The organism is Pseudomonas sp. Sample_22, assembly GCF_004307635.1.
In the GTDB taxonomy this organism is placed as follows: domain Bacteria; phylum Pseudomonadota; class Gammaproteobacteria; order Pseudomonadales; family Pseudomonadaceae; genus Aquipseudomonas.
The window spans coordinates 56750-75874 of record NZ_RCNY01000066.1 but is presented as its reverse complement, the minus strand read 5'-3'; the positions used below and the strand labels follow the sequence as shown (position 1 = coordinate 75874).

The window sequence follows — 19125 nt, the reverse complement described above, 5'->3', positions numbered from 1 at the left end:
TGTCAACCACACAATTGCGGCTCGCTGCGAAATTGTCGGAGCAAGGCTTGCCCGCGATGAGGCCAGCACAATCACCTCAGATCCCACAGAGTTCCCGTAACAGCGCGGTATCCAAATGCTTCTCCACCAAATCCGCCAGCCGCTCGATATCGCGCTCGCGCAAACCGTGGTAATCGACGTCCTGCACGTTCTGCAAACCCGCCCAGCGCAGCAGCGCACTGCAAGCGGCCGGTGATTCGAACAGGCCATGCAGATAAGTACCGAGAATTTGCCCGTCGACGCTCCGGGCACCGTCGCAACGACCGTCGTCGAGTTGCACCGCCGCATTTTCCAGCGCCGGCCCGGTGGTCACGCCCGCATGAATTTCATAGCCGACGACTTCAGCATTCTCCAACGCCAGGTGCCCACGCACATTGCGCAGTTGTTTGTCCTGTTCCAATTGCGTTTCAAATGCCAGCAAGCCCAGACCGGCGCTGGAACCGGGTGCACCCTCCAGGCCCAACGGGTCATGCACTTGCTCGCCAAGCATCTGCAGGCCACCGCAAATTCCCAACACTTTTCCGCCATAGCGTAAGTGCCGAGAGATCGCCGTTTCCCAGCCGTTAGCCCGCAGATAGGCGAGGTCACTGCGCACACTTTTCGAGCCGGGCAGAATGATCAGGTCGGCCGGCGCAATCGCCTGACCGGGGCCGATGAATTGCAGGTCGACTTGCGGATGCAGGCGCAGTGGATCGAAATCGGTGTGGTTACTGATGCGCGGCAACACCGGCACCAGCACTTTCAGGACTTGCTCGGCCTTGTCGGTCTGGCGCTGATCGATGCCGTCTTCGGCTTCCAGGTGCAGGTCCATCACATAAGGCAGCACACCGATCACTGGTTTGCCGGTGCGCTGTTCCAGCCAGTCGAGACCGGGTTGCAGCAGGGCAATGTCACCGCGAAAACGATTGATGATGAAGCCTTTGACCCGTGCCTGTTCGCTCGCCGACAACAGCTCCAGCGTGCCCACCAGATGCGCGAAAACCCCGCCGCGATTGATGTCAGCGATGAGCAGCACCGGGCAATCCACCGCTTCGGCGAACCCCATGTTGGCGATGTCGCCGGCACGCAGGTTGATTTCGGCCGGCGAGCCCGCGCCTTCGACCATCACCACCGGATACGCCGCGCTCAATCGTGCGTGCGAGGCCAGCACCGCTTGCATCGCGATAGCTTTGTAGTCGTGATAGGCCACGGCATTCATCGTCGTGACCGCGCGGCCATGGATGATCACCTGCGCGCCGGTATCGCTGTTGGGCTTGAGCAGTACCGGGTTCATGTCGGTGTGAGGTTCGAGGAACGCCGCCTGAGCCTGCACGGCTTGCGCGCGGCCGATCTCGCCACCGTCGGCCGTCACTGCGCTGTTGAGGGCCATGTTCTGCGGCTTGAACGGCACCACACTCACACCCTGACGTTTGACCCAGCGGCACAACGCCGTCACCAGGGTGCTTTTGCCGGCATCGGAGGTGGTGCCCTGCACCATCAGCGTGGTCATGGGTGTTCCTTGGATAAAGCAGTGAATGCGGCGTCGAGACGCGCCCAATCGGCTTCATCTCCCGGCAAGCCAAAACGCAGGCTGCTGTTGTGGGTGAACAAGCGCAGCAGAATGCCGCGACGGGCCATGAACTCGTGGAGCTCTTCGGCGCGATCGGTGATCAGCCACTGGAACAGCGCGCAACCACCCTGCGGTTTGAAACCGTGACGCTCGAGCAACGACGCCAACCGCTCGCTGGCCTCTTCGGCCCGTATCCGTTGCTGCGTTTGTCCTTCGGTATCACGCAGGCACGATTGGCCCAACACACGGGTCGGACCGCTGACGGCCCACGGCCCTACCTGTTCAGCGAGCAACTTGAGCAACTTGCGCTCGGCCAGCACAAACCCCAGACGCACACCGGCCAGGCCAAAAAACTTGCCGAACGAGCGCAGTACGATCAGGCCGACCTGATGGGCAAACGGTGCCAGGCTCAAGTGCGGCGTGTTGTCGATGAACGCTTCGTCCACCACCAACCAGCCTCCGCGCTGTGCCAGGCGCGTGTGCCAGTCCAGCAATCGGGCGGGCGTCAGGCTCAGCCCGGTAGGATTGTTCGGGTTGACCACCACCAGCACGTCGAGGCTGTCGAGGAAGAAATCGACTTCCTGTTCCAGCACTTCTCGCACGATGTAGCCGTTGCGACGCCAGGCTTCGGCATGTTCAGCGTAACACGGCGACAGTACGCCAACCTTGCCGACCCGCCGCAAACGCGGCAGCAGCTGGATAGCCATTTGCGAACCGGCCACTGGCAATGCCTGCAAGGTGCCGTAGTAATCGCAGGCGGCCTGCTCCAGGCCATCGTCGGCCTCTGGCAACCGCGCCCAGGCGCGCAGCGGGATATCGGGGACTGGAAACGGCCAGGGCGCGAGACCGCTGGACAAATCAAGCCAATCGGCTTCCTCGATGCCGTATTCGAGCGCCGCCTTGCGCAACCGTCCACCGTGTTCAAGCATAAAATTCAGCCCCCACGCAGAGAATCAGCAGCCATAACCATACGCCGCGCTGGACCAATTGCCAGCCACGGTCGATGGAGTCCGCGTCCGCCGGCGCACCTTCGCCCAGTTGCGGACGCTCATGCCGTTCGCCGTGATAAATCGCCGGCCCGCCCAATTCGACGCCCAGCGCGCCGGCCCCCGCCGCCATCACTGGACCCGCATTCGGGCTGTCCCAGGTTGGTCCCTGAGTACGCCAGCATTTCCACGCCAGTCGGGTTTTGCCGAGCAGCGCGTAGGTCATCGCCACCAGACGCGCAGGAATGTAATTGAGGATGTCATCGATCTTTGCCGCGGCCCATCCGAAACGCTCGAAGCGTTCGTTGCGATAACCCCACATCGCATCCAGCGTATTGCTCAAACGGTAGAGCACTACGCCCGGCGCACCGGCCACGGCGAACCAGAACAAGGCGGCGAACACCGCGTCGCTGCCGTTCTCCAGTACCGATTCGGTGGCGGCACGGGCGACTTCGGTTTTGTCCAGCTCACTGGTTTTGCGGCTCACCAGATAACTCACGCGTTTGCGTGCCTCTTCAAGATCATCGCTGCGCAGGGCTTTTGCTACAGGTTCGACGTGCTCACCGAGGCTGCGCATGCCGAGGGCGCAATACAGCGCGAGAATCTCGACGATCCAGCCGACATAAGGCGCCCAGGAAAAGGCCGTGGCCAACAATGTCAGCGGCAACACGGCGATCACCCACGCCGTCACGCCATGGCTGCGCCAGCCACGGCCACCGCCATTGAAACGTTGCTCGATGCGCTCGGCAAAACGGCCGAACGCCACCAGCGGATGCCAGCGTTTGGGTTCGCCCAGCAGCGCATCCAGCGCCACTGCGGCGACACTCAATAACGCCACACTCATTGACTCACTCCCCAATAATTTTCATACAACATTTCGCTGAGTGGACGTGCCTGCGCCCAGCCTTCGAGCACCAGCATCGGCGCCGGATAGAACTCTTTGACCGGCCCCAGGCACAGGATCGCCAACGGCTTGGCACCGGCGGGCAAGCCCAGCAGGTCGGCGAGCGCCTGCGGTTCGAACAATGAAACCCAGCCCATGCCCAATCCTTCGGCACGGGACGCCAGCCACAGGTTCTGGATCGCGCAGGACAACGACGCCAGGTCCATTTCCGGCAAGGTGCGGCGACCGAAGATGTGCCGCTCGCGGCCATCCATCAGTGCGGCCACCAGCACTTCGGCACACTCGTTGATGCCTTCGACCTTGAGCTGCATGAACTCGTCGGTGCGCTCACCGAGAGCCTCGGCGGTACGCACACGTTCGTCTTCCACCAGTCGCTGGATCTTGCCGCGCAAACCTCGATCGCTGATGCGGATGAAACGCCAGGGCTGCATCAGGCCGACACTGGGCGCCTGATGCGCGGCTTCGAGCAGACGCCGAAGCAATTCGGGTTCGACAGTACCGCCGCTGAAGTGGCGCATGTCGCGGCGTTCGGCGATGGCGCGATAAACCGCTTCGCGTTCGACGTCGGAAAAGGCGTTGTCGGTCATGGCCTCTTCGCTGGCAAGCCAGCTCCCACAGGGAATTGCATTTCTTCAGGTATCACACCGCTCACTGTGGGGGCTGATTTGTCCGGTCGCCGCATCGCAGCGATAGCGGTTTCAAGGTCAGGCGCAAACAATGCGGCGACTGCCGATGGGTTGGACGGAAAATAAAAATGCACATACGACGCTGTCATCCGCCCCTCGCGGAAAACCGCCTCCGCCCCGCGCCCGCCGTTAGGGCTCAGGCCACGGGCAATCGGCGTCAAATCGGTGGTCGTCAGCGAGTGGTGATACGTATGTCCACGCAGCGAACCCTCCGGCAACTCGACCGCTTGCAAGGCCAGCGCGGCGAGGCGCTTTTGCATCACCGCGTCACCGCTGAGCAAACCGACCAGCTCGGCGCGCGTGCCTTCGACGTCGGTCAACGAATCGAGCAGATAAAGCATGCCGCCACATTCGGCCAGCAGCGGCTTGCCCGCGGCATGGTGCGCGCGAATGGCGTTCAGCATCGAAGTATTTTGCGCCAATGCCACATGGTGCAATTCCGGATAACCACCGGGCAGATACAGGCTGTCGGCCTGCGGCAAATCGGCATCGCGAATCGGCGAGAAAAACCGCAACTCGGCACCCATCGCCCGCAACAGATCGAGGCTGGCACCATAGGTAAAGGCAAAGGCTTCGTCCCGGGCCACGGCAATCCGCACACCGGCCAACAACGGTTCGGCCGCGATCACGTCGGGCGCCGCGAATTCCACGGCCGGCGGTAACGCCACTTCGCAACTGCTGGCCAGGGCATCGGCGGCAGCATCCAGACGCACATCGAGATCATTCAACTCACTGGCCTGTACCAGCCCCAGGTGCCGACTCGGCAATTCGATCCCGGTTTCCCGGGACAAGGCACCGTACCAGCGCAAGCCTTCGGTCAGGCTGCCTTCGAGCAATTGCGCGTGACGCAGGGTGCCGACACGATTGGCCAGAACCCCGGCAAACGGCAAGTCCGCCTGATAACGCGCCAGCCCGAGGGCCAGTGCTCCAAAAGTCTGGGCCATGGCGGTGCCGTCGATCACAGCGAGTACCGGCACACCGAAGTGCCGCGCCAGATCGGCACTCGACGGCGTACCATCGAACAATCCCATCACGCCTTCGATCAGGATCAGATCGGCTTCAGCCGCGGCTTCCCACAACAGCCGACGACTTTCCTGCTCGCCGACCATCCACATATCCAGTTGATACACCGGCGCACCGCTGGCGCGCTCGAGAATCATCGGGTCGAGAAAGTCCGGGCCGCATTTGAACACGCGCACCTTGCGCCCCTGATTGCGATGCAAACGGGCCAACGCGGCGGTGACCGTGGTCTTGCCCTGACCGGAGGCCGGCGCGGCAATCAGTACCGCCGGGCATTGACGAGCGCTATTCATACAGTGCGACTCACAGCTCGACGCCTTTTTGCGCTTTGATACCAGCCTGGAAGGCGTGCTTGATCATGCCCATCTCGGTGACGGTGTCGGCCAGCTCGATCATCTCAGGCTTGGCGCCGCGACCGGTCACCACCACGTGCTGCATCGCCGGGCGCGCCTGCAAATCACTGAGCACCTGGTCCAGATCGAGATACCCGTGCTTGAGGGCGATGTTCAGTTCGTCCAGCACCACCAGGCCGATGGACGGATCACGCAGCAGTTCCTGCGAAACAGCCCAGGCCGCTTCGGCCGCGGCGATATCACGCTGGCGATCCTGGGTTTCCCAGGTGAAGCCCTCGCCCATCACATGAAATCGCACCTGCTCGGGAAAACGTCGGAAGAACAATTCTTCGCCGGTGCTGTTACGCCCTTTGATGAACTGCACCACGCCACACTGCATGCCATGGCCCATGGATCGCGCAAGCATGCCGAACGCCGAGCTGCTCTTGCCTTTGCCGTTACCGGTCAGCACCAGCAACAGCCCGCATTCATTCGGTGAATTGGCGATACGTTCGTCGATCACAGCTTTTTTGCGCAGCATGCGCGCCAGATGACGTTCGTCACGATCAGGGGTATCAGTCATGGGGGAGCTCTCCGTTGAGGCATGAATAACGGCGGGCAGGCACAAGAATAGACGGCAAGAAGCCTGGCATCGCCCACCGTGATGCCGCTTGGATGAATCAGGCCGGTCTCCGGACTCATGAGCGGCTTGCGCCTGACTGCGCGCCTTCCCATGTCAGTCGACACAGTGGCCAAAGGCGCAGTCTTTCACTCATTTACCGTTGCGGGGGCAGCGTCGGGATTGCGGCTCATCACCCTTGATGCGCTCGCTCACCGACTTCCCTGTTTCACTCTGTCGACCCGAGCCACAGAGCACCTGAAACAAGCCGCGAAGGTTAGAGGGTTGGGGGTGGAGCGTCAATTGAAGACAGGGCGCACAAGTGAATAACTACCTGCGATCAATAATCTGATGGCGATCTTGTGCCACACTCTCAGCAGTGATATCAAAGAGCCATAACACCACACAATAATAAGGGTGAGCACCATGCAAGGCTTGATCATCAGCAATCCGAAGCTGGAATTCCTGCGACCGGTGCTGGAGCGCTGGTTTGACTGCATCGATCGCTATAACGCTGTACGCGGCGACAATGAAACGCCCTATTGGCTGGACGAAAAAGCCAACCTAGGCCTGCTCTCCTCCGCGGCCTGGATGGCCGAGATGATTACCCTCCAGCAATCGCCCACCCGCAAACAGATAGAAGAAGGCGAGCGCAACGGCCGGGCCGACCTGTTCATCGCCACCACCGAAGCCCGCGCCTGGCTCCAGGCCACTCAGCGCTGGCCACGGGTCAACAATCTGAACCTCGCCCAGGCGCTGCAAGACATCACCAGCGAGGCCAAACGCATCAGCTACGCCAGCGACCTGAAGCTTGGCTGCCTGTTCGTGGCGCCGCATAAAACCCAGCATGGCGCCACACCCGAAGAGCTCCAGGACATGGTCGACGACCTGCAAAAGGAACACACCTGCGCGGTGGCCTGGTATTTCCCATACGCCTATCGCAAGCTGCACAACGAAGCGGGCCAGTATCATCCCGGCATCGCCGTGCTGTTCAAGGAGGCTCGCGGCTGAAGCGTTGAACCATCCGGCATCCCGGCTTCTCTATGATTAAATCAAGGCATTCATAGGGAAGATCAGCAATGCGCAAACCTCAGTACGTTCTCGTTATCGCGCTAGCCGGAGGGCTCGTCGCTTGTGGTGAAACCTCCAGACTGCAAGTCTCCGACGGCACCGGCCCGTCACCCAAGTTGCCCGAACCCAACAAAACACTGTTCCCGACGATGAACATCGCCCCGGCCATTGGCTGGCCGGAGGGCGTAAAACCCGTAGCGGCCAGCGGCACTCAAGTCGCCGCCTTTGCCGATAATCTCGACCATCCACGCTGGCTGTATGTATTGCCCAATGGTGACGTACTGGTCGCTGAAACCAATGCCCCGCCCAAGCCCGATGACAACAAAGGCGTGAAGGGCTGGATCACCAAGAAGGTCATGGCCCGCGCCGGGGCGGGTGTACCAAGTGCGAATCGCATCACACTGCTCAGAGACAAGGACCACGATGGCGTTGCCGAAACCCGCACGGTCTTCCTGGAAAACCTCAATTCGCCCTTCGGCATGACGCTGGTGGGTAACGACCTCTACGTGGCCGACACTGATCGCCTGCTGCGCTTCCATTATGAAAACGGCGACACGACGATCAAGTCGCAGCCGATCAAAGTGGTCGACCTGCCCGGCGGTACGCTGAATCACCACTGGACCAAAAATGTCATTGCCAGCCGGGACGGCAGCAAGTTGTACGTGACGGTCGGTTCCAACAGTAATGTCGGCGAAAACGGCATGGATCAGGAGCAAGGACGCGCGGCCATCTGGGAAGTGGACCGCGCCACCGGCAATCACCGGATCTTTGCTTCTGGCCTGCGCAATCCCAATGGCATGGCTTGGGAGCCGCAAAGCGGGGCGCTGTGGACGGCAGTCAACGAGCGAGATGAAATCGGTAGCGATCTGGTGCCCGATTACATCACTTCCGTGAAGGACGGCGGCTTTTATGGCTGGCCGTTCAGCTATTACGGCCAGCACGTAGACGTACGCGTCGAACCGCAAAACCCCGATCTCGTCGCCAAGGCCATTGCGCCGGATTACGCCGTCGGCCCGCACACCGCCTCGCTCGGTCTGACGTTCGCCGAAGGCAACACGTTGCCGGCGCAATTCAAGGAAGGTGCCTTTATCGGTCAGCACGGCTCCTGGAACCGCAAGCCGCACAGCGGTTACAAAGTGATTTTTGTGCCATTCAACGCTGGCAAGCCAACGGGACAACCGATTGATGTGCTCACCGGTTTCCTCAACGAAGATGAGAAAGCCATGGGCCGGCCAGTGGGTGTGGTGATCGATCAGCAAGGAGGCCTGCTGGTGGCCGATGATGTGGGGAACAAGGTTTGGCGGGTGTCTGCGACCCAGTAAACGCCCCCAAGCCTGTGATCTCTAGCGTTTACGGCAGAGCGTGAGCCCATCCCCCAGCGGCAACAATGACAGATCAACCCTCGCGTCATCCTTCAACGCTCGATTGAGCGTTTGAATGGCGCGGGTGTCTGCGCTTTCGGGGTTGTCCTCAAGTACCCGGCCGCTCCACAGGGTATTGTCGAATACCGCCAGCCCGCCAGTACGCAGCAAGCGCAATGCGTGCTCCAGATAGGCTGGGTAGTTCGCCTTGTCGGCATCGATGAAAATCAAATCGAATTCGCCAGGCTGATCGAGTTTGCCGAGCGTCTCCAGCGCAGGCGCCAGGCGCAGATCGATGCGCTTGGCCAGTCCGGCTTCCTGCCAATAGCGACGCGCGATGGCGTTGTAATCCCCAGGAATGTCACAGCAGATCAGTGCCCCGTCTTCAGGCAAGGCTGCAGCCATGCACAGGGCGCTGTATCCGGTGAAGGTGCCGATTTCCAGCACTCGTCGTGCTCCAGTGAGTTTCACCAGTAACGCGAGGAACTGCCCCTGCTCCGGCGCCACCTGCCAGCGCGCCATCGGCAATGCCTGGGTTTCGTCTCGCAAACGCTTGAGCAGCGGCGTCTCGCGCAGGGACACATCGAGCAGATATTGATACAGCGCATCGTCGAGATTAAGCGTGCGAGCAGTCATATCGACAACCTCAAGCCATCAGGGATTGCGCGCCAGATGTTCTGGCTGCAGGACGCGCTTGGCACTCAGGTAGGCTTTCTGCCAATACGCTTTAGACAGGCTATCGAGCTTGACCGTGCCGCCCGTGGCGGGCGCATGGACGAAACGGCCTTCGCCCACGTAAATCCCGGCATGGCTGACCTGGGAACCGCCATTGGTGGCAAAGAAGATCAGGTCACCGGTCTGCAAACCTTCCTTGCCGACATTGGCCGCCTGCATGGAGATCATCTCGCGCGTGGTGCGCGGCAAGGAAATTCCGGTGACATCACGGTACACATAGCCGATCAAGCCACTGCAATCAAAGCCGGAATCCGGCGTGTTGCCGCCCCAGCGATAGGGCGTGCCTACCAGGCCCAACGCGCGAAACAGCACGTCTTGCGCTTCTGGCGAAAAAGCCTGGGAGGGACCGAATACGATTGGAGCACGAACCACCGGCGCTGGTGGCGGTGTGCGGCTGGCGCAAGCGCTGAGCAGTGCTGCGATAAAGATGATTGCGAGGCGGGCCGACATCGTCATAAGCAGAGCATCCTGATCTGGCTGCGGCGTTTTCTGCCGGGACGCAGAAAAGAAAACCGCCTGCGCAGTACGCAGGCGGTTTGCCATCATTGATTGATCAGAATTCTAGCGCTTATCAGGCAAACTTCAAGTAAGACTTTAAGTTCGCCTTACAAAAAGTCCGTTTACTTGCGTGCGGTGACGATCGGAGCGGCACCGGGGGCCATGGCAAGTGCACGCTTGGCTTCGATGAAGGTCTTGCTCCAGTAGCTGTCGCCCAAGCTATCGATCCGCACACCACCGCTGCGGCGGCTGCTGGAGTGGATGAACTGGTTGTCACCCAGATAGATCCCGGCATGGCTGACACGACCACGGCGGCCATTGGTTGCGAAGAACAGCAGATCGCCCGGTTCGAGCTTGCTGCGCGAAACCAGTGGCGCGTCAACGTTGATCATTTCACGAGTCGAGCGCGGCAAGTTCATGCCGGCCTCTTCACGGAACAGGTAACCGATGAAACCGCTGCAATCGAAACCGGCTTCAGAGGTACCACCAAAACGGTAACGGGTACCGATCAGCGACATGCCGCGTTCGAGAATGCTGTCTGCCAGAACCGGCAGCTGGTAGGACTTGCCATCGGCGAAGTTGGCCAGTTCTTTTTCGGTGGCGACTTCTTCTTGATAAAGAGCTTCCTGATAACGAGCGGAAGCTTGGGCAGTAACAGAGTTTTGAACCTGCTGTTGTTGCTGCTGGGACACCGGAGTATGGGCAGCGCAACCGAACAACAGGGTAACGAGTGCGAGGGGCACGAGGGGTGCAAAGCGATTTAGCATGGGCACGACCGTGGCTGATAGTTGTAAAGAAGCCGAGACTATGCCCGCTATCAACCTCATTTGCAAATTCAATCGAACTTTTTGTGACTTATCGGTTTCTCGTTAACATCTAAGCGCTTAAGCCTATTTTGAATGTTGACGCAGCCTGCAGCCATGCGGGAAAGCGGATTTTCTGGCGCCTGAAATATGCCAGAGAGCGCTTGAAGCCTTTAATTTAGCGGGTTCAACTACCAACCCAGCGTCTCTTTAAGGAAGGGAATTGTCAGCTTGCGCTGGGCTTGAAGCGAGGCCTGATCGAGCTGCTCAAGCAGGTCGAAAAGTGCACTCATGCTGCGGGTACCTCGGGTCAGAATAAAATGCCCGACCTCGTCGGTCAGGTGCAGGCCGCGACGGGATGCTCGCAGTTGCAGGGCTCGCAATTTGTCTTCGTCGGAGAGCGGGCGCATTTGAAAGATCAGCGCCAGAGTCAGGCGGGATTTGAGGTCCGCCAGCTTCACCGGCAACTCGCGCGGGGACGTCGATGCCGCAATCAGCAAGCGTCGACCGCTGTCACGCAGGCGATTGAACAGATGGAACAGTGCTTCTTCCCAATCCGCCTTGCCGGCTACTGCATGCAAGTCATCCAGGCAGACCAGCTCATACTGTTCAAGGTTGTCGAGAATTTCGATGCCGCGGTCCATCAATTCGGCCAGCGGCAGATAAACCGCCGGTTCACCCATCTGCTCGAATCGCAGGCATGCGGCCTGCAACAGATGCGTGCGCCCCACTCCATGCTTGCCCCAGAGATAGATCAGGCTCTCGGTCCAGCCAGCATCGGCTTCGCACAGCCGCTCGACATAGCCGAGTGCAGCGGCATTGGCGCCTGGGTAGTAGTTGATAAAGGTGGCGTCGTCACGCAGACGCACACCTAGGGGCAGCTGAATCGGTTTCATGCTGACTGAACAGTTCCAAAGGAACCGTTAGTGGCCTCTGTGTAAAGTTTGCGAAGTTTATACCCGTGAAGCCGACCGCACAATGCGACAGACCACAAGCAAAATCAAAGGTTTGCGTTAGCGCTCTGGTTTTATGACAGTTTCTTTGGCGCTGCGGGCAACAATCCAATGGAAGGTGCAGGGCAACCCGGGAGCGACCCGGGCTGCCCGCGCCTTCCTTTATAGCTCAGGCTCGTCAACGCCACTGTAAATTTCTGAATCCTTATATAAATCATGCACATGGCGCACCAGCACCATGATCACCGCAGCCACCGGCAGTGCCAGCAGAACGCCGGTAAACCCGAACAACTCACCACCGGCCAGAATCGCGAAGATCACTGCTACCGGGTGCAAGCCGATTCGATCCCCCACCAGCAACGGCGTCAGGACCATGCCTTCCAGCGCCTGACCGACCATGAACACCGCGACGATGCCGATCATGGGATACAGATCGCCACCGAACTGGAACAGCCCGGCGATCAGCGCCGCGCCAATCCCGATCACAAACCCCATGTACGGCACAATCGCGGCCAGTCCGGCAATCAAACCGATCAGCAACCCCAACTCCAGACCAACCAGCATCAGGCCCGCGGCGTAGATTGCGCCCAGCGCCACCATCACCAGCAGCTGCCCACGCACGAACGCGCCCAGCACTTCATGGCATTCGCCGGCCAGGGACACTGCGCGCTCTTCGCGATCACGCGGCAGCAGGCTGCGGATCTTGGCCATCATCAGATCCCAATCGCGCAGCAAGTAGAAACTCACCACCGGGATCAATACCAGGTTCGCCAGCCAGCCAATCAGGGCCAGCCCCGAGGCCGTCGCCTGACTCAACACCACCCCGACAATATCGGTGGTCTGCCCCATGTGCTCACTGATGGCCGCCTTGAGCTTGTCAAACTTCCAGAAACCCTCCGACAAGCCAAACTTTGACTGCGCCCATGGCAACGCAGTGTGCTGCAACCAATCGAGCATCTGTGGCGCCAATTCATATAAGCGCAAGAGCTGCTTGGCGAGCATAGGCACCAACACCAGCATCAGCGCGGTGACAATCAGGGTGAACAACGCGAATACCGTGATCACGCCCCAGGTCCGCGACAGTCCGGCCCTTTCCAGCCGATCCACCACTGGATCGAACAGATATGCCAACAACAACGCCACCAGAAACGGCGTGAGAATCGGATGCAACAGCCAGATAAACGCGCAGAGCAGGACTACTGCACCCAACCAGAACCAACGCCGCGTATCGGCCATGAACCACTCCATTGCTTCTATATAAAGAAAGAAAATCTACCAGCGATAACGTAATTGCGGGGTCGGGGCCGGGGCTGGCGCTACGGCAGGAGCAGAACCGCCCGCCGCAGGCTGAGCCGGCGTCACGGGAACGGCAGCTACCGGTGCATCCGTCACCTCCTGTAACTTCGCCAGGGACAATTGCGCACGCAATTGATCGGTACTGCCGTTGACCCGATACAGGATCCGGTCACCGTCGACACTTTGCGGGCGCCCGGCAAAAGGCTCCAGCAAACGCCCAAGCACTGCATAGCGCTCAAGGTTCATGCCTTGCACTTCCAGCAACTGCTGCGACGACGCTCCCGGCTTGGCAACAAACCGCGGCGCCAGGCGCTCATTGACCGCCAACATCACTGCATCCGCCAAGGCCGCCTGATCAGCCCCCTGAACATTGCCCGCCTCCTTTTGATCGCCCAGCCACAAACGCCACTTGGCTTGCCACTGCCCCCCCTCTTCCCGGGCATGCACCGCGAGCAACGCGTCGGCATTGTAACGTTCCGACGCCCCACGTAGCGGTGCCGGATCAGCGCTTTCCAGATTCGGCGCCGTGGCGACGATCTGCTCGTTCAGATCGGCAAGCGGTAACCGCAGCGGCAAACCGCGATGTTGCGCCGCCCTGCGCAAAGGTGCGGCGCTGGCCTGACCGTCGCCCACCAGGCTCGAGCCCTCTGCGGAATCGATCAACCACCAACTGAGTATCGAGGGTCGATTGGCGCCCCACATTGCCAGCCCGGCGCGCCGCAGCGCCTGCTCGGTAGATGCCGGATCGAAATCGACTTTCAGCACTTCCGGTGGCCCGGCGTCGAAGCCGAACTGACTGATGATTTGCTGCGGATCCTTGCGAATCGCCGCCAGCCCCGGACTTTGCACTGCCTTGGGATCGCCGGTCAGGCGCAACACCAGCGTATCCAGCGCGCGTTGGGTCGCCTGATCACGCTCCTCCGGCGCCTGGCCACTGACCGGCTCGCGCACTTGATAAAGGCCTTTGACGGTTTCGGCATGACTGACCAGACTGAACAATGACAAACAGCCTACAAACAAGAATTTACAAAAACGCATGGAAGATTCCTGACGACAAGAGCGGCTGGAACAGACCGCATGAAGACATCGAGCAAGGCTGTGACCATCGCCCGGCGCAAAACATTCACACGCTCTGGGTAAGTTTTCGCACTGTCATAACGATAGACGGTTAATGACGATACCTTGCACAGGTCAGCAGGATGCCATCAACCCGGAATAATTAAGGTTTTTTTAGGCGGATATGTCCCTGCCGTCGGCCTGAGGATGGCCGCTGCCCTTCAAGCCTGATAAAATCGCGCGCCTTCGCAGACCGGCAACAGCCGGGCACTTTCGAAATTCGCGTGAGGCAATCGCCTTCGTCGATTTCGGCGGCCCCGCTGGACTCGGTCGTTACCCCTGAATCCCCCCTAAAGGCCTGGATCATGAGCAAGCAACCCTCCCTGAGCTACAAGGACGCCGGTGTAGACATCGACGCCGGTGAAGCATTGGTCGAACGCATCAAGAGCGTCGCCAAGCGCACTGCGCGCCCGGAAGTCATGGGCGGCCTGGGCGGTTTCGGCGCCCTCTGCGAAATCCCGGCCGGCTACAAGCAGCCTGTGCTGGTTTCCGGTACTGACGGCGTCGGCACCAAGCTGCGCCTGGCATTGAACCTGAACAAACACGACAGCATCGGCATCGACCTCGTTGCCATGTGCGTCAACGACCTGGTGGTTTGCGGCGCCGAGCCGCTGTTCTTCCTCGACTACTACGCCACCGGCAAACTGAACGTCGACACCGCCGCTCAGGTCGTGACCGGCATCGGCGCTGGCTGCGAACTGTCGGGTTGCTCGCTGGTCGGCGGCGAAACCGCTGAAATGCCAGGCATGTACGAAGGCGAAGACTACGACCTGGCCGGTTTCTGCGTCGGCGTCGTGGAAAAGTCCGAAATCATCGACGGTTCCAAGGTCGCTGCCGGCGATGCCCTGCTCGCCCTGCCGTCCTCTGGCCCGCACTCCAACGGTTACTCACTGATCCGCAAGATCATCGAAGTCTCCGGTGCTGACATCGAGAACACCCAGCTCGACGGCAAACCGCTGACCGATCTGTTGATGGCCCCGACCCGCATCTACGTGAAGCCGCTGCTCAAGCTGATCAAGGAAACCGGCGCTGTCAAAGCCATGGCCCACATCACCGGTGGCGGCCTGCTGGACAACATCCCGCGTGTGCTGCCAAAAGGCGCCCAAGCAGTCGTTGACGTAGCGAGCTGGGCCCGCCCGGCGGTGTTCGACTGGCTGCAAGAGAAAGGCAACGTCGACGAGAACGAAATGCACCGCGTGCTGAACTGCGGCGTGGGCATGGTCATCTGCGTGGCTCAAGAGCACGTGGAAACCGCCCTGAACGTTCTGCGTGAAGCCGGTGAGCAGCCTTGGGTCATCGGTCAGATCTCCACCGCTGCCGAAGGCGCGGCTCAGGTTGAACTGAAGAACCTTAAGGCGCACTGATGTCCGCCACCTGTGATGTCGTGGTGCTGCTCTCCGGCACCGGCAGTAACTTGCAGGCCTTGATCGACAGCACGCGGACCGGCGACAGCCCGGTCCGCATCGCTGCGGTGATTTCCAACCGCGCCGACGCCTACGGCCTGCAACGCGCCCGTGATGCGGGTATCGCCACCCGCTCACTGGATCACAAGGCTTTCGAAGGTCGCGAGGCCTTCGACGCCGCGCTGATCGAACTGATCGACGCCTTCAATCCCAAACTCGTGGTACTGGCCGGCTTCATGCGCATCCTCAGCGCTGGCTTTGTCCGTCATTACCAGGGTCGCCTGCTCAATATCCATCCCTCGCTGCTACCCAAATACAAAGGGTTACACACTCATCAGCGTGCGCTGGAGGCCGGCGACACCGAACACGGCTGCTCCGTGCACTTTGTCACCGAGGAACTCGATGGCGGACCACTGGTCGTACAGGCAGTAATACCGGTAGAGTTGCACGACTCGCCGCAAAGTCTGGCGCAGCGAGTCCACGCTCAGGAACACCTGATCTACCCGATGGCCGTACGCTGGTTTGCCGAAGGCCGGTTATCACTCGGTGAGCAAGGTGCTTTACTGGATGGACAGTTACTCGCCGCCAGCGGCCACTTGATTCGAACCTAGGAGATTTTATGCGTCGCGCCCTGCTCTTCGCTTGCGCTCTGCTCGCCCTGCCATTCGCGCAGGCCGCAGACCTTCAACCCTTCTCCGCCAGCTACACCGCCGACTGGAAGCAGTTGCCCATGAGCGGCACCGCCGAACGCAGCCTGACCAAGGAAGCCAACGGCGTCTGGAAACTCAGCTTCAAGGCGTCAATGATGATCGCCAGCCTGTCCGAAGAAAGCACCCTGACGGTCGACAAGGACACCTTGCTGCCCCAGTCCTACCACTTCGAACGTGGTGGCCTGGGCAAAGCCAAAAAGGCTGACCTGGATTTCGACTGGGCCGCCAAAAAGGTCACCGGCACCGATCGTGGTGACGCAGTCAATATCCCGCTGAACCGCGGCATCTTCGACAAATCCACCTATCAACTGGCACTGCAACATGACGTGGCTGCCGGCAAAAAAAGCATGAGCTATCAGGTTGTCGATGATGGCGAAGTCGATACCTATGACTTCCGCGTGCTGGGCTCGGAAAAAGTCGACACCAAGGCTGGCCAGATCGAGGCGATCAAGGTCGAGCGCGTTCGCGACCCGACCCAAAGCAAGCGCATCACCGTGCTGTGGTTCGCCAAGGATTGGGACTACCTGCTGGTCCGTCTGCAACAGGTCGAAACCGACGGCAAGGAGTACAACATCATGCTCCTGGACGGCACCGTCAACGGCAAGGCTGTCAAGGGCAGCTGATCCGCAACGATACGAAGGAGCCCCGCAATCGCGGGGCTTTTTCATGCCCGGACAAAAAACCGGAACGTGTCACCGCAGGCATGCTCTATACCTTCAAGGTCTTTTTTGATCGAATGACTATTCCTGTCGCTAGCGAGGTTTTCCATGACTGTCACCGTCAACACCGTTTCCGCTGAAGGTCTTCGCCATACCGTACAGATCGATGACCACCAATTGTTTGCCGATGCCCCGGTTTCCGCGGGCGGCGAAGGCTCTGCACCGGAACCACACGATTACTTCGACGCGGCATTGGGCGCATGCAAGGCCCTGACCCTGAAGATGTACGCGAAGAAAAAGGACATACCGCTGACTGGCGTCGGTGTCGAGGTCAAGCGCGATAACAGCGAAGAACAGAAAGGCAAATACGCGCTACACGTGAAGCTGACGCTCAAGGGCGTGCTGACCGATGCACAGCGTGACGAACTGCATCGCGTGGCTGACCGCTGCCCGATCCACAAGCTGATGACCACGTCCGAAGTCAGCATCGAAACCCACCTCTCGGAAGGTGCATTCAGCCAATAGCGGCAAGGGCTGCGCAAGCGGGTTATGCTCGACGGCATTACCCGCTCAGTCTGGAACGCACCATGAACACTCCGCTCGTGATCCGCCCTCGCGCTGAAGATGTCGAAGGCCAGCCGATTCTTCGCCCGTTGCCGTCAGCCAAATGCCGCAGCGTCGGACCTTTCGTTTTTTTCGACCACATGCTCGAAACCGAGTATCCGGCAGGCAAAGGCATGAACATCCGACAGCATCCGCATATCGGCCTGTCGACCCTTACCTACTTGTTCGAGGGGCAGCTTCAGCACAAGGACAGCCTCGGTTCGGATCAAGTGGTTAACGCCGGCGATGTCAGCTGGATGACGGCCGGCAGCGCCATCGCTCACGTTGAACGCACGCCTGAGCCGCTGTGGGATCGGAGCTTCAAGATGCACGGCTTGCAAATCTGGCTGGCCTCGCCCAAGGATCATGAACAAGGTCCAGGGCATTACAGCCATCACCCGGCAGCGACACTCCCGGTCAGTGATAACCTGGGGGTAAAGATCCGCATGATCGCCGGGTCAGGCTTCTGCCTTGAGTCACCGGTACCTGTTCTTTCTCCTACGCTCTACGCGGAATTGAACCTGCAAACGGCGACGACTTTGCTGATTCCAACCGAGCATGAAGAACGAGCGCTGTATGTGTTGAGCGGCGATGTGCACCTGGATGGCGAGCCGGTAGAACCGCATTCGCTAGTGGTCTTGCCGGCCGGGGAAGAGATGACACTGTTCGCCGAGAGCGATTGTCATGCAGTGCTGTTCGGTGGTGCGCCGCTGGATGGACCGCGACGGATCAACTGGAATTTCGTGGCGAGCGATCCGGCGGCCATCGACGAAGCGCGCCGGCGCTGGGCGGCCGGAGATTGGCCGACAGTGCCGGGGGAAGTTGAGCGAATCGAACTGCCAAAAGGACGAAGCGAACCCACTCCGCTGTGATGATCGCTCCCACGCTCTGCGTGGGAATGCAGCCCAGGACGCTCCGCGTCCCATCCAGAGCCGAACGCGGAGCGTCCGTTGAGGCATTCCTTTGCTGCGCGTGGGAACGATCGAATTACTGTCAGCCCTTGAACACTTCATCCAGCAGGTTGTGCATCGAGGTGAACGCCCTGGCGGCGACCTTGGCGTCGTACATCATCATGCCCGGTACGTTGGCATGGGGATCGGTGAACGAATGGAATGCGCCGCCGTAGCTCAGCAGCTGCCAATCCACGCCCGCCGCATTCATTTCATCTTCGAACGCCGGCAGTTGCTCTTTCGGTACCAATGGATCGGACGCGCCGTGCAGCACCAATACCGAGCCCTTGATGTTTTTCGCATCGTTGACGTCCGGGGTATCGAGCGTACCGTGGAACGACACCGCCGCCTTCACCGGAGCACCGGTGCGAGCGAATTCCAGCGCACAGCAACCGCCAAAGCAGAAACCGAACGTGGCCAGCTTCGAGGTATCGACAGCGGCCTCACCCTGGCTTTGCAACTGCTCGAACGCCACTTGCATGCGCTTGCGCAGCAATGGGCGGTCATTCTTCAACGGCGTCATTGCCGCGCCCGCCTCATCGTTGTTCTGCGGACGAACCGATTGCCCGTATAGATCCGCGATCAGCACCACATAACCCTTGGCCGCAACCGACTTGGCGATCTCCTCGGCGCCGGCACCAACACCCATCCAGTTCGGCGCCATCAACAAACCCGGACGCGGGCCTTGGTGGCCGGCATCAAAGGCCAGACGGCTTTCGTAGGCCTGGCCGTCAATCTGATAGGCAACGGAACGTACAGTGATTTGGCTCATTTCTGACTCCTGACTCGTAAACACCAGAATGAAAAAACCCGCCGAAGCGGGTTTTTCTAC

At 60.2% G+C, this 19125-nt stretch carries 20 protein-coding genes and 1 riboswitch; of the genes, 7 read left to right on the top strand and 13 right to left on the bottom strand.

Going from position 1 to position 19125, the window contains the following annotated elements; all coding sequences use genetic code 11:
- Positions 1-76: 76 nt before the first annotated feature.
- The 6 genes from D8U73_RS17755 to cobO are packed head-to-tail and all read right to left on the bottom strand — an operon-like array spanning position 77 to position 6099.
- A complete protein-coding gene (locus D8U73_RS17755) occupies positions 77-1528 on the bottom strand; it encodes a cobyric acid synthase (protein WP_130905259.1) in 1452 nt (483 codons plus the stop codon).
- Positions 1525-2517, bottom strand: coding sequence for a threonine-phosphate decarboxylase CobD (cobD, locus tag D8U73_RS17750; RefSeq protein WP_056852935.1), 993 nt, complete (start codon positions 2515-2517; stop codon positions 1525-1527). The genes D8U73_RS17755 and cobD overlap by 4 nt, the downstream gene beginning before the upstream one ends.
- Complete coding sequence (cbiB, locus tag D8U73_RS17745) at positions 2510-3418, bottom strand: adenosylcobinamide-phosphate synthase CbiB (RefSeq protein WP_130905258.1); 909 nt, start codon at positions 3416-3418, stop codon at positions 2510-2512. Before cbiB ends, cobD begins: the two co-directional genes overlap by 8 nt.
- Entirely contained in the window at positions 3415-4065 is a 651-nt protein-coding gene (gene bluB / locus D8U73_RS17740) for a 5,6-dimethylbenzimidazole synthase (protein ID WP_130905257.1), read from the bottom strand. Before bluB ends, cbiB begins: the two co-directional genes overlap by 4 nt.
- Entirely contained in the window at positions 4062-5477 is a 1416-nt protein-coding gene (locus D8U73_RS17735) for a cobyrinate a,c-diamide synthase (protein WP_130905256.1), read from the bottom strand. Before D8U73_RS17735 ends, bluB begins: the two co-directional genes overlap by 4 nt.
- A gap of 10 nt (positions 5478-5487) precedes the next feature.
- On the bottom strand, positions 5488-6099 hold the full coding sequence (gene cobO, locus D8U73_RS17730; protein WP_056852939.1) for a cob(I)yrinic acid a,c-diamide adenosyltransferase: 612 nt from the start codon (positions 6097-6099) through the stop codon (positions 5488-5490).
- Between the two features lie 82 nt (positions 6100-6181).
- Positions 6182-6412, bottom strand: a riboswitch (cobalamin riboswitch).
- A gap of 149 nt (positions 6413-6561) precedes the next feature.
- Here cobO and D8U73_RS17725 point away from each other — a divergent pair.
- Both D8U73_RS17725 and D8U73_RS17720 read left to right on the top strand, forming a co-directional pair.
- Complete coding sequence (locus D8U73_RS17725; RefSeq protein ID WP_130905255.1) at positions 6562-7146, top strand: hypothetical protein; 585 nt, start codon at positions 6562-6564, stop codon at positions 7144-7146.
- A gap of 68 nt (positions 7147-7214) precedes the next feature.
- Positions 7215-8528, top strand: coding sequence for a sorbosone dehydrogenase family protein (locus D8U73_RS17720; protein WP_056852941.1), 1314 nt, complete (start codon positions 7215-7217; stop codon positions 8526-8528).
- Between the two features lie 21 nt (positions 8529-8549).
- On the opposite strand, the gene D8U73_RS17715 is transcribed toward D8U73_RS17720, so the two are convergent.
- From D8U73_RS17715 to D8U73_RS17690, 6 genes are all read right to left on the bottom strand, one after another.
- Complete coding sequence (locus tag D8U73_RS17715; RefSeq protein WP_130905254.1) at positions 8550-9203, bottom strand: class I SAM-dependent methyltransferase; 654 nt, start codon at positions 9201-9203, stop codon at positions 8550-8552.
- An 18-nt stretch (positions 9204-9221) separates the two neighbouring features.
- Positions 9222-9758 carry a C40 family peptidase gene (locus D8U73_RS17710; protein WP_056852943.1) on the bottom strand — a complete coding sequence of 179 codons (537 nt, stop codon included), beginning with the start codon at positions 9756-9758 and terminating at the stop codon, positions 9222-9224.
- Positions 9759-9922: 164 nt separating this feature from the next.
- The gene (locus D8U73_RS17705; protein WP_056852944.1) at positions 9923-10567 is read right to left on the bottom strand and encodes an NlpC/P60 family protein; all 645 of its coding nucleotides are present in this window, start codon (positions 10565-10567) and stop codon (positions 9923-9925) included.
- Between the two features lie 227 nt (positions 10568-10794).
- A complete protein-coding gene (hda, locus tag D8U73_RS17700) occupies positions 10795-11499 on the bottom strand; it encodes a DnaA regulatory inactivator Hda (RefSeq protein ID WP_056852945.1) in 705 nt (234 codons plus the stop codon).
- A gap of 219 nt (positions 11500-11718) precedes the next feature.
- Complete coding sequence (locus D8U73_RS17695; RefSeq protein WP_056852946.1) at positions 11719-12792, bottom strand: AI-2E family transporter; 1074 nt, start codon at positions 12790-12792, stop codon at positions 11719-11721.
- 36 nt (positions 12793-12828) lie between these two features.
- Positions 12829-13890: a DUF2066 domain-containing protein gene (locus tag D8U73_RS17690; RefSeq protein ID WP_130905253.1), complete on the bottom strand. Its 1062-nt coding sequence runs from the start codon at positions 13888-13890 to the stop codon at positions 12829-12831.
- A 383-nt stretch (positions 13891-14273) separates the two neighbouring features.
- On the opposite strand from D8U73_RS17690, the gene purM reads away from it, so the two are divergent.
- From purM to D8U73_RS17665, 5 genes are all read left to right on the top strand, one after another.
- The gene (purM, locus tag D8U73_RS17685; RefSeq protein WP_130905252.1) at positions 14274-15332 is read left to right on the top strand and encodes a phosphoribosylformylglycinamidine cyclo-ligase; all 1059 of its coding nucleotides are present in this window, start codon (positions 14274-14276) and stop codon (positions 15330-15332) included.
- Positions 15332-15982: a phosphoribosylglycinamide formyltransferase gene (purN, locus tag D8U73_RS17680; protein WP_056852948.1), complete on the top strand. Its 651-nt coding sequence runs from the start codon at positions 15332-15334 to the stop codon at positions 15980-15982. Before purM ends, purN begins: the two co-directional genes overlap by 1 nt.
- An 8-nt stretch (positions 15983-15990) precedes the next feature.
- Positions 15991-16704: a DUF3108 domain-containing protein gene (locus tag D8U73_RS17675; protein WP_056852949.1), complete on the top strand. Its 714-nt coding sequence runs from the start codon at positions 15991-15993 to the stop codon at positions 16702-16704.
- Between the two features lie 144 nt (positions 16705-16848).
- Positions 16849-17265 carry an OsmC family protein gene (locus D8U73_RS17670; RefSeq protein ID WP_056852950.1) on the top strand — a complete coding sequence of 139 codons (417 nt, stop codon included), beginning with the start codon at positions 16849-16851 and terminating at the stop codon, positions 17263-17265.
- 62 nt (positions 17266-17327) lie between these two features.
- Positions 17328-18215 carry a pirin family protein gene (locus D8U73_RS17665; RefSeq protein ID WP_130905251.1) on the top strand — a complete coding sequence of 296 codons (888 nt, stop codon included), beginning with the start codon at positions 17328-17330 and terminating at the stop codon, positions 18213-18215.
- Between the two features lie 121 nt (positions 18216-18336).
- Here the strand turns inward: D8U73_RS17665 and D8U73_RS17660 are convergent, their stop codons facing one another.
- Positions 18337-19065 (bottom strand): dienelactone hydrolase family protein, encoded by a 729-nt coding sequence (locus D8U73_RS17660; protein WP_130905250.1) that lies wholly within the window; start codon positions 19063-19065, stop codon positions 18337-18339.
- Positions 19066-19125: the final 60 nt, after the last annotated feature.

Excerpts from the sequence above, each read along its gene's own strand:
- cbiB (WP_130905258.1), bottom strand. The coding sequence starts at position 3,418 with ATGAGTGTGGCGTTATTGAGTGTCGCCGCAGTGGCGCTGGATGCGCTG.
- D8U73_RS17695 (WP_056852946.1), bottom strand. The coding sequence starts at position 12,792 with ATGGCCGATACGCGGCGTTGGTTCTGGTTGGGTGCAGTAGTCCTGCTC.
- purN (WP_056852948.1), top strand. The coding sequence starts at position 15,332 with ATGTCCGCCACCTGTGATGTCGTGGTGCTGCTCTCCGGCACCGGCAGT.
- D8U73_RS17705 (WP_056852944.1), bottom strand. The coding sequence starts at position 10,567 with ATGCTAAATCGCTTTGCACCCCTCGTGCCCCTCGCACTCGTTACCCTG.
- D8U73_RS17735 (WP_130905256.1), bottom strand. The coding sequence starts at position 5,477 with ATGAATAGCGCTCGTCAATGCCCGGCGGTACTGATTGCCGCGCCGGCC.
- D8U73_RS17720 (WP_056852941.1), top strand. The coding sequence starts at position 7,215 with ATGCGCAAACCTCAGTACGTTCTCGTTATCGCGCTAGCCGGAGGGCTC.
- D8U73_RS17690 (WP_130905253.1), bottom strand. The coding sequence starts at position 13,890 with ATGCGTTTTTGTAAATTCTTGTTTGTAGGCTGTTTGTCATTGTTCAGT.
- D8U73_RS17670 (WP_056852950.1), top strand. The coding sequence starts at position 16,849 with ATGACTGTCACCGTCAACACCGTTTCCGCTGAAGGTCTTCGCCATACC.
- cobD (WP_056852935.1), bottom strand. The coding sequence starts at position 2,517 with ATGCTTGAACACGGTGGACGGTTGCGCAAGGCGGCGCTCGAATACGGC.
- purM (WP_130905252.1), top strand. The coding sequence starts at position 14,274 with ATGAGCAAGCAACCCTCCCTGAGCTACAAGGACGCCGGTGTAGACATC.
- D8U73_RS17675 (WP_056852949.1), top strand. The coding sequence starts at position 15,991 with ATGCGTCGCGCCCTGCTCTTCGCTTGCGCTCTGCTCGCCCTGCCATTC.
- D8U73_RS17665 (WP_130905251.1), top strand. The coding sequence starts at position 17,328 with ATGAACACTCCGCTCGTGATCCGCCCTCGCGCTGAAGATGTCGAAGGC.
- D8U73_RS17660 (WP_130905250.1), bottom strand. The coding sequence starts at position 19,065 with ATGAGCCAAATCACTGTACGTTCCGTTGCCTATCAGATTGACGGCCAG.
- hda (WP_056852945.1), bottom strand. The coding sequence starts at position 11,499 with ATGAAACCGATTCAGCTGCCCCTAGGTGTGCGTCTGCGTGACGACGCC.
- D8U73_RS17725 (WP_130905255.1), top strand. The coding sequence starts at position 6,562 with ATGCAAGGCTTGATCATCAGCAATCCGAAGCTGGAATTCCTGCGACCG.
- D8U73_RS17755 (WP_130905259.1), bottom strand. The coding sequence starts at position 1,528 with ATGACCACGCTGATGGTGCAGGGCACCACCTCCGATGCCGGCAAAAGC.
- bluB (WP_130905257.1), bottom strand. The coding sequence starts at position 4,065 with ATGACCGACAACGCCTTTTCCGACGTCGAACGCGAAGCGGTTTATCGC.
- D8U73_RS17715 (WP_130905254.1), bottom strand. The coding sequence starts at position 9,203 with ATGACTGCTCGCACGCTTAATCTCGACGATGCGCTGTATCAATATCTG.
- cobO (WP_056852939.1), bottom strand. The coding sequence starts at position 6,099 with ATGACTGATACCCCTGATCGTGACGAACGTCATCTGGCGCGCATGCTG.
- D8U73_RS17710 (WP_056852943.1), bottom strand. The coding sequence starts at position 9,758 with ATGACGATGTCGGCCCGCCTCGCAATCATCTTTATCGCAGCACTGCTC.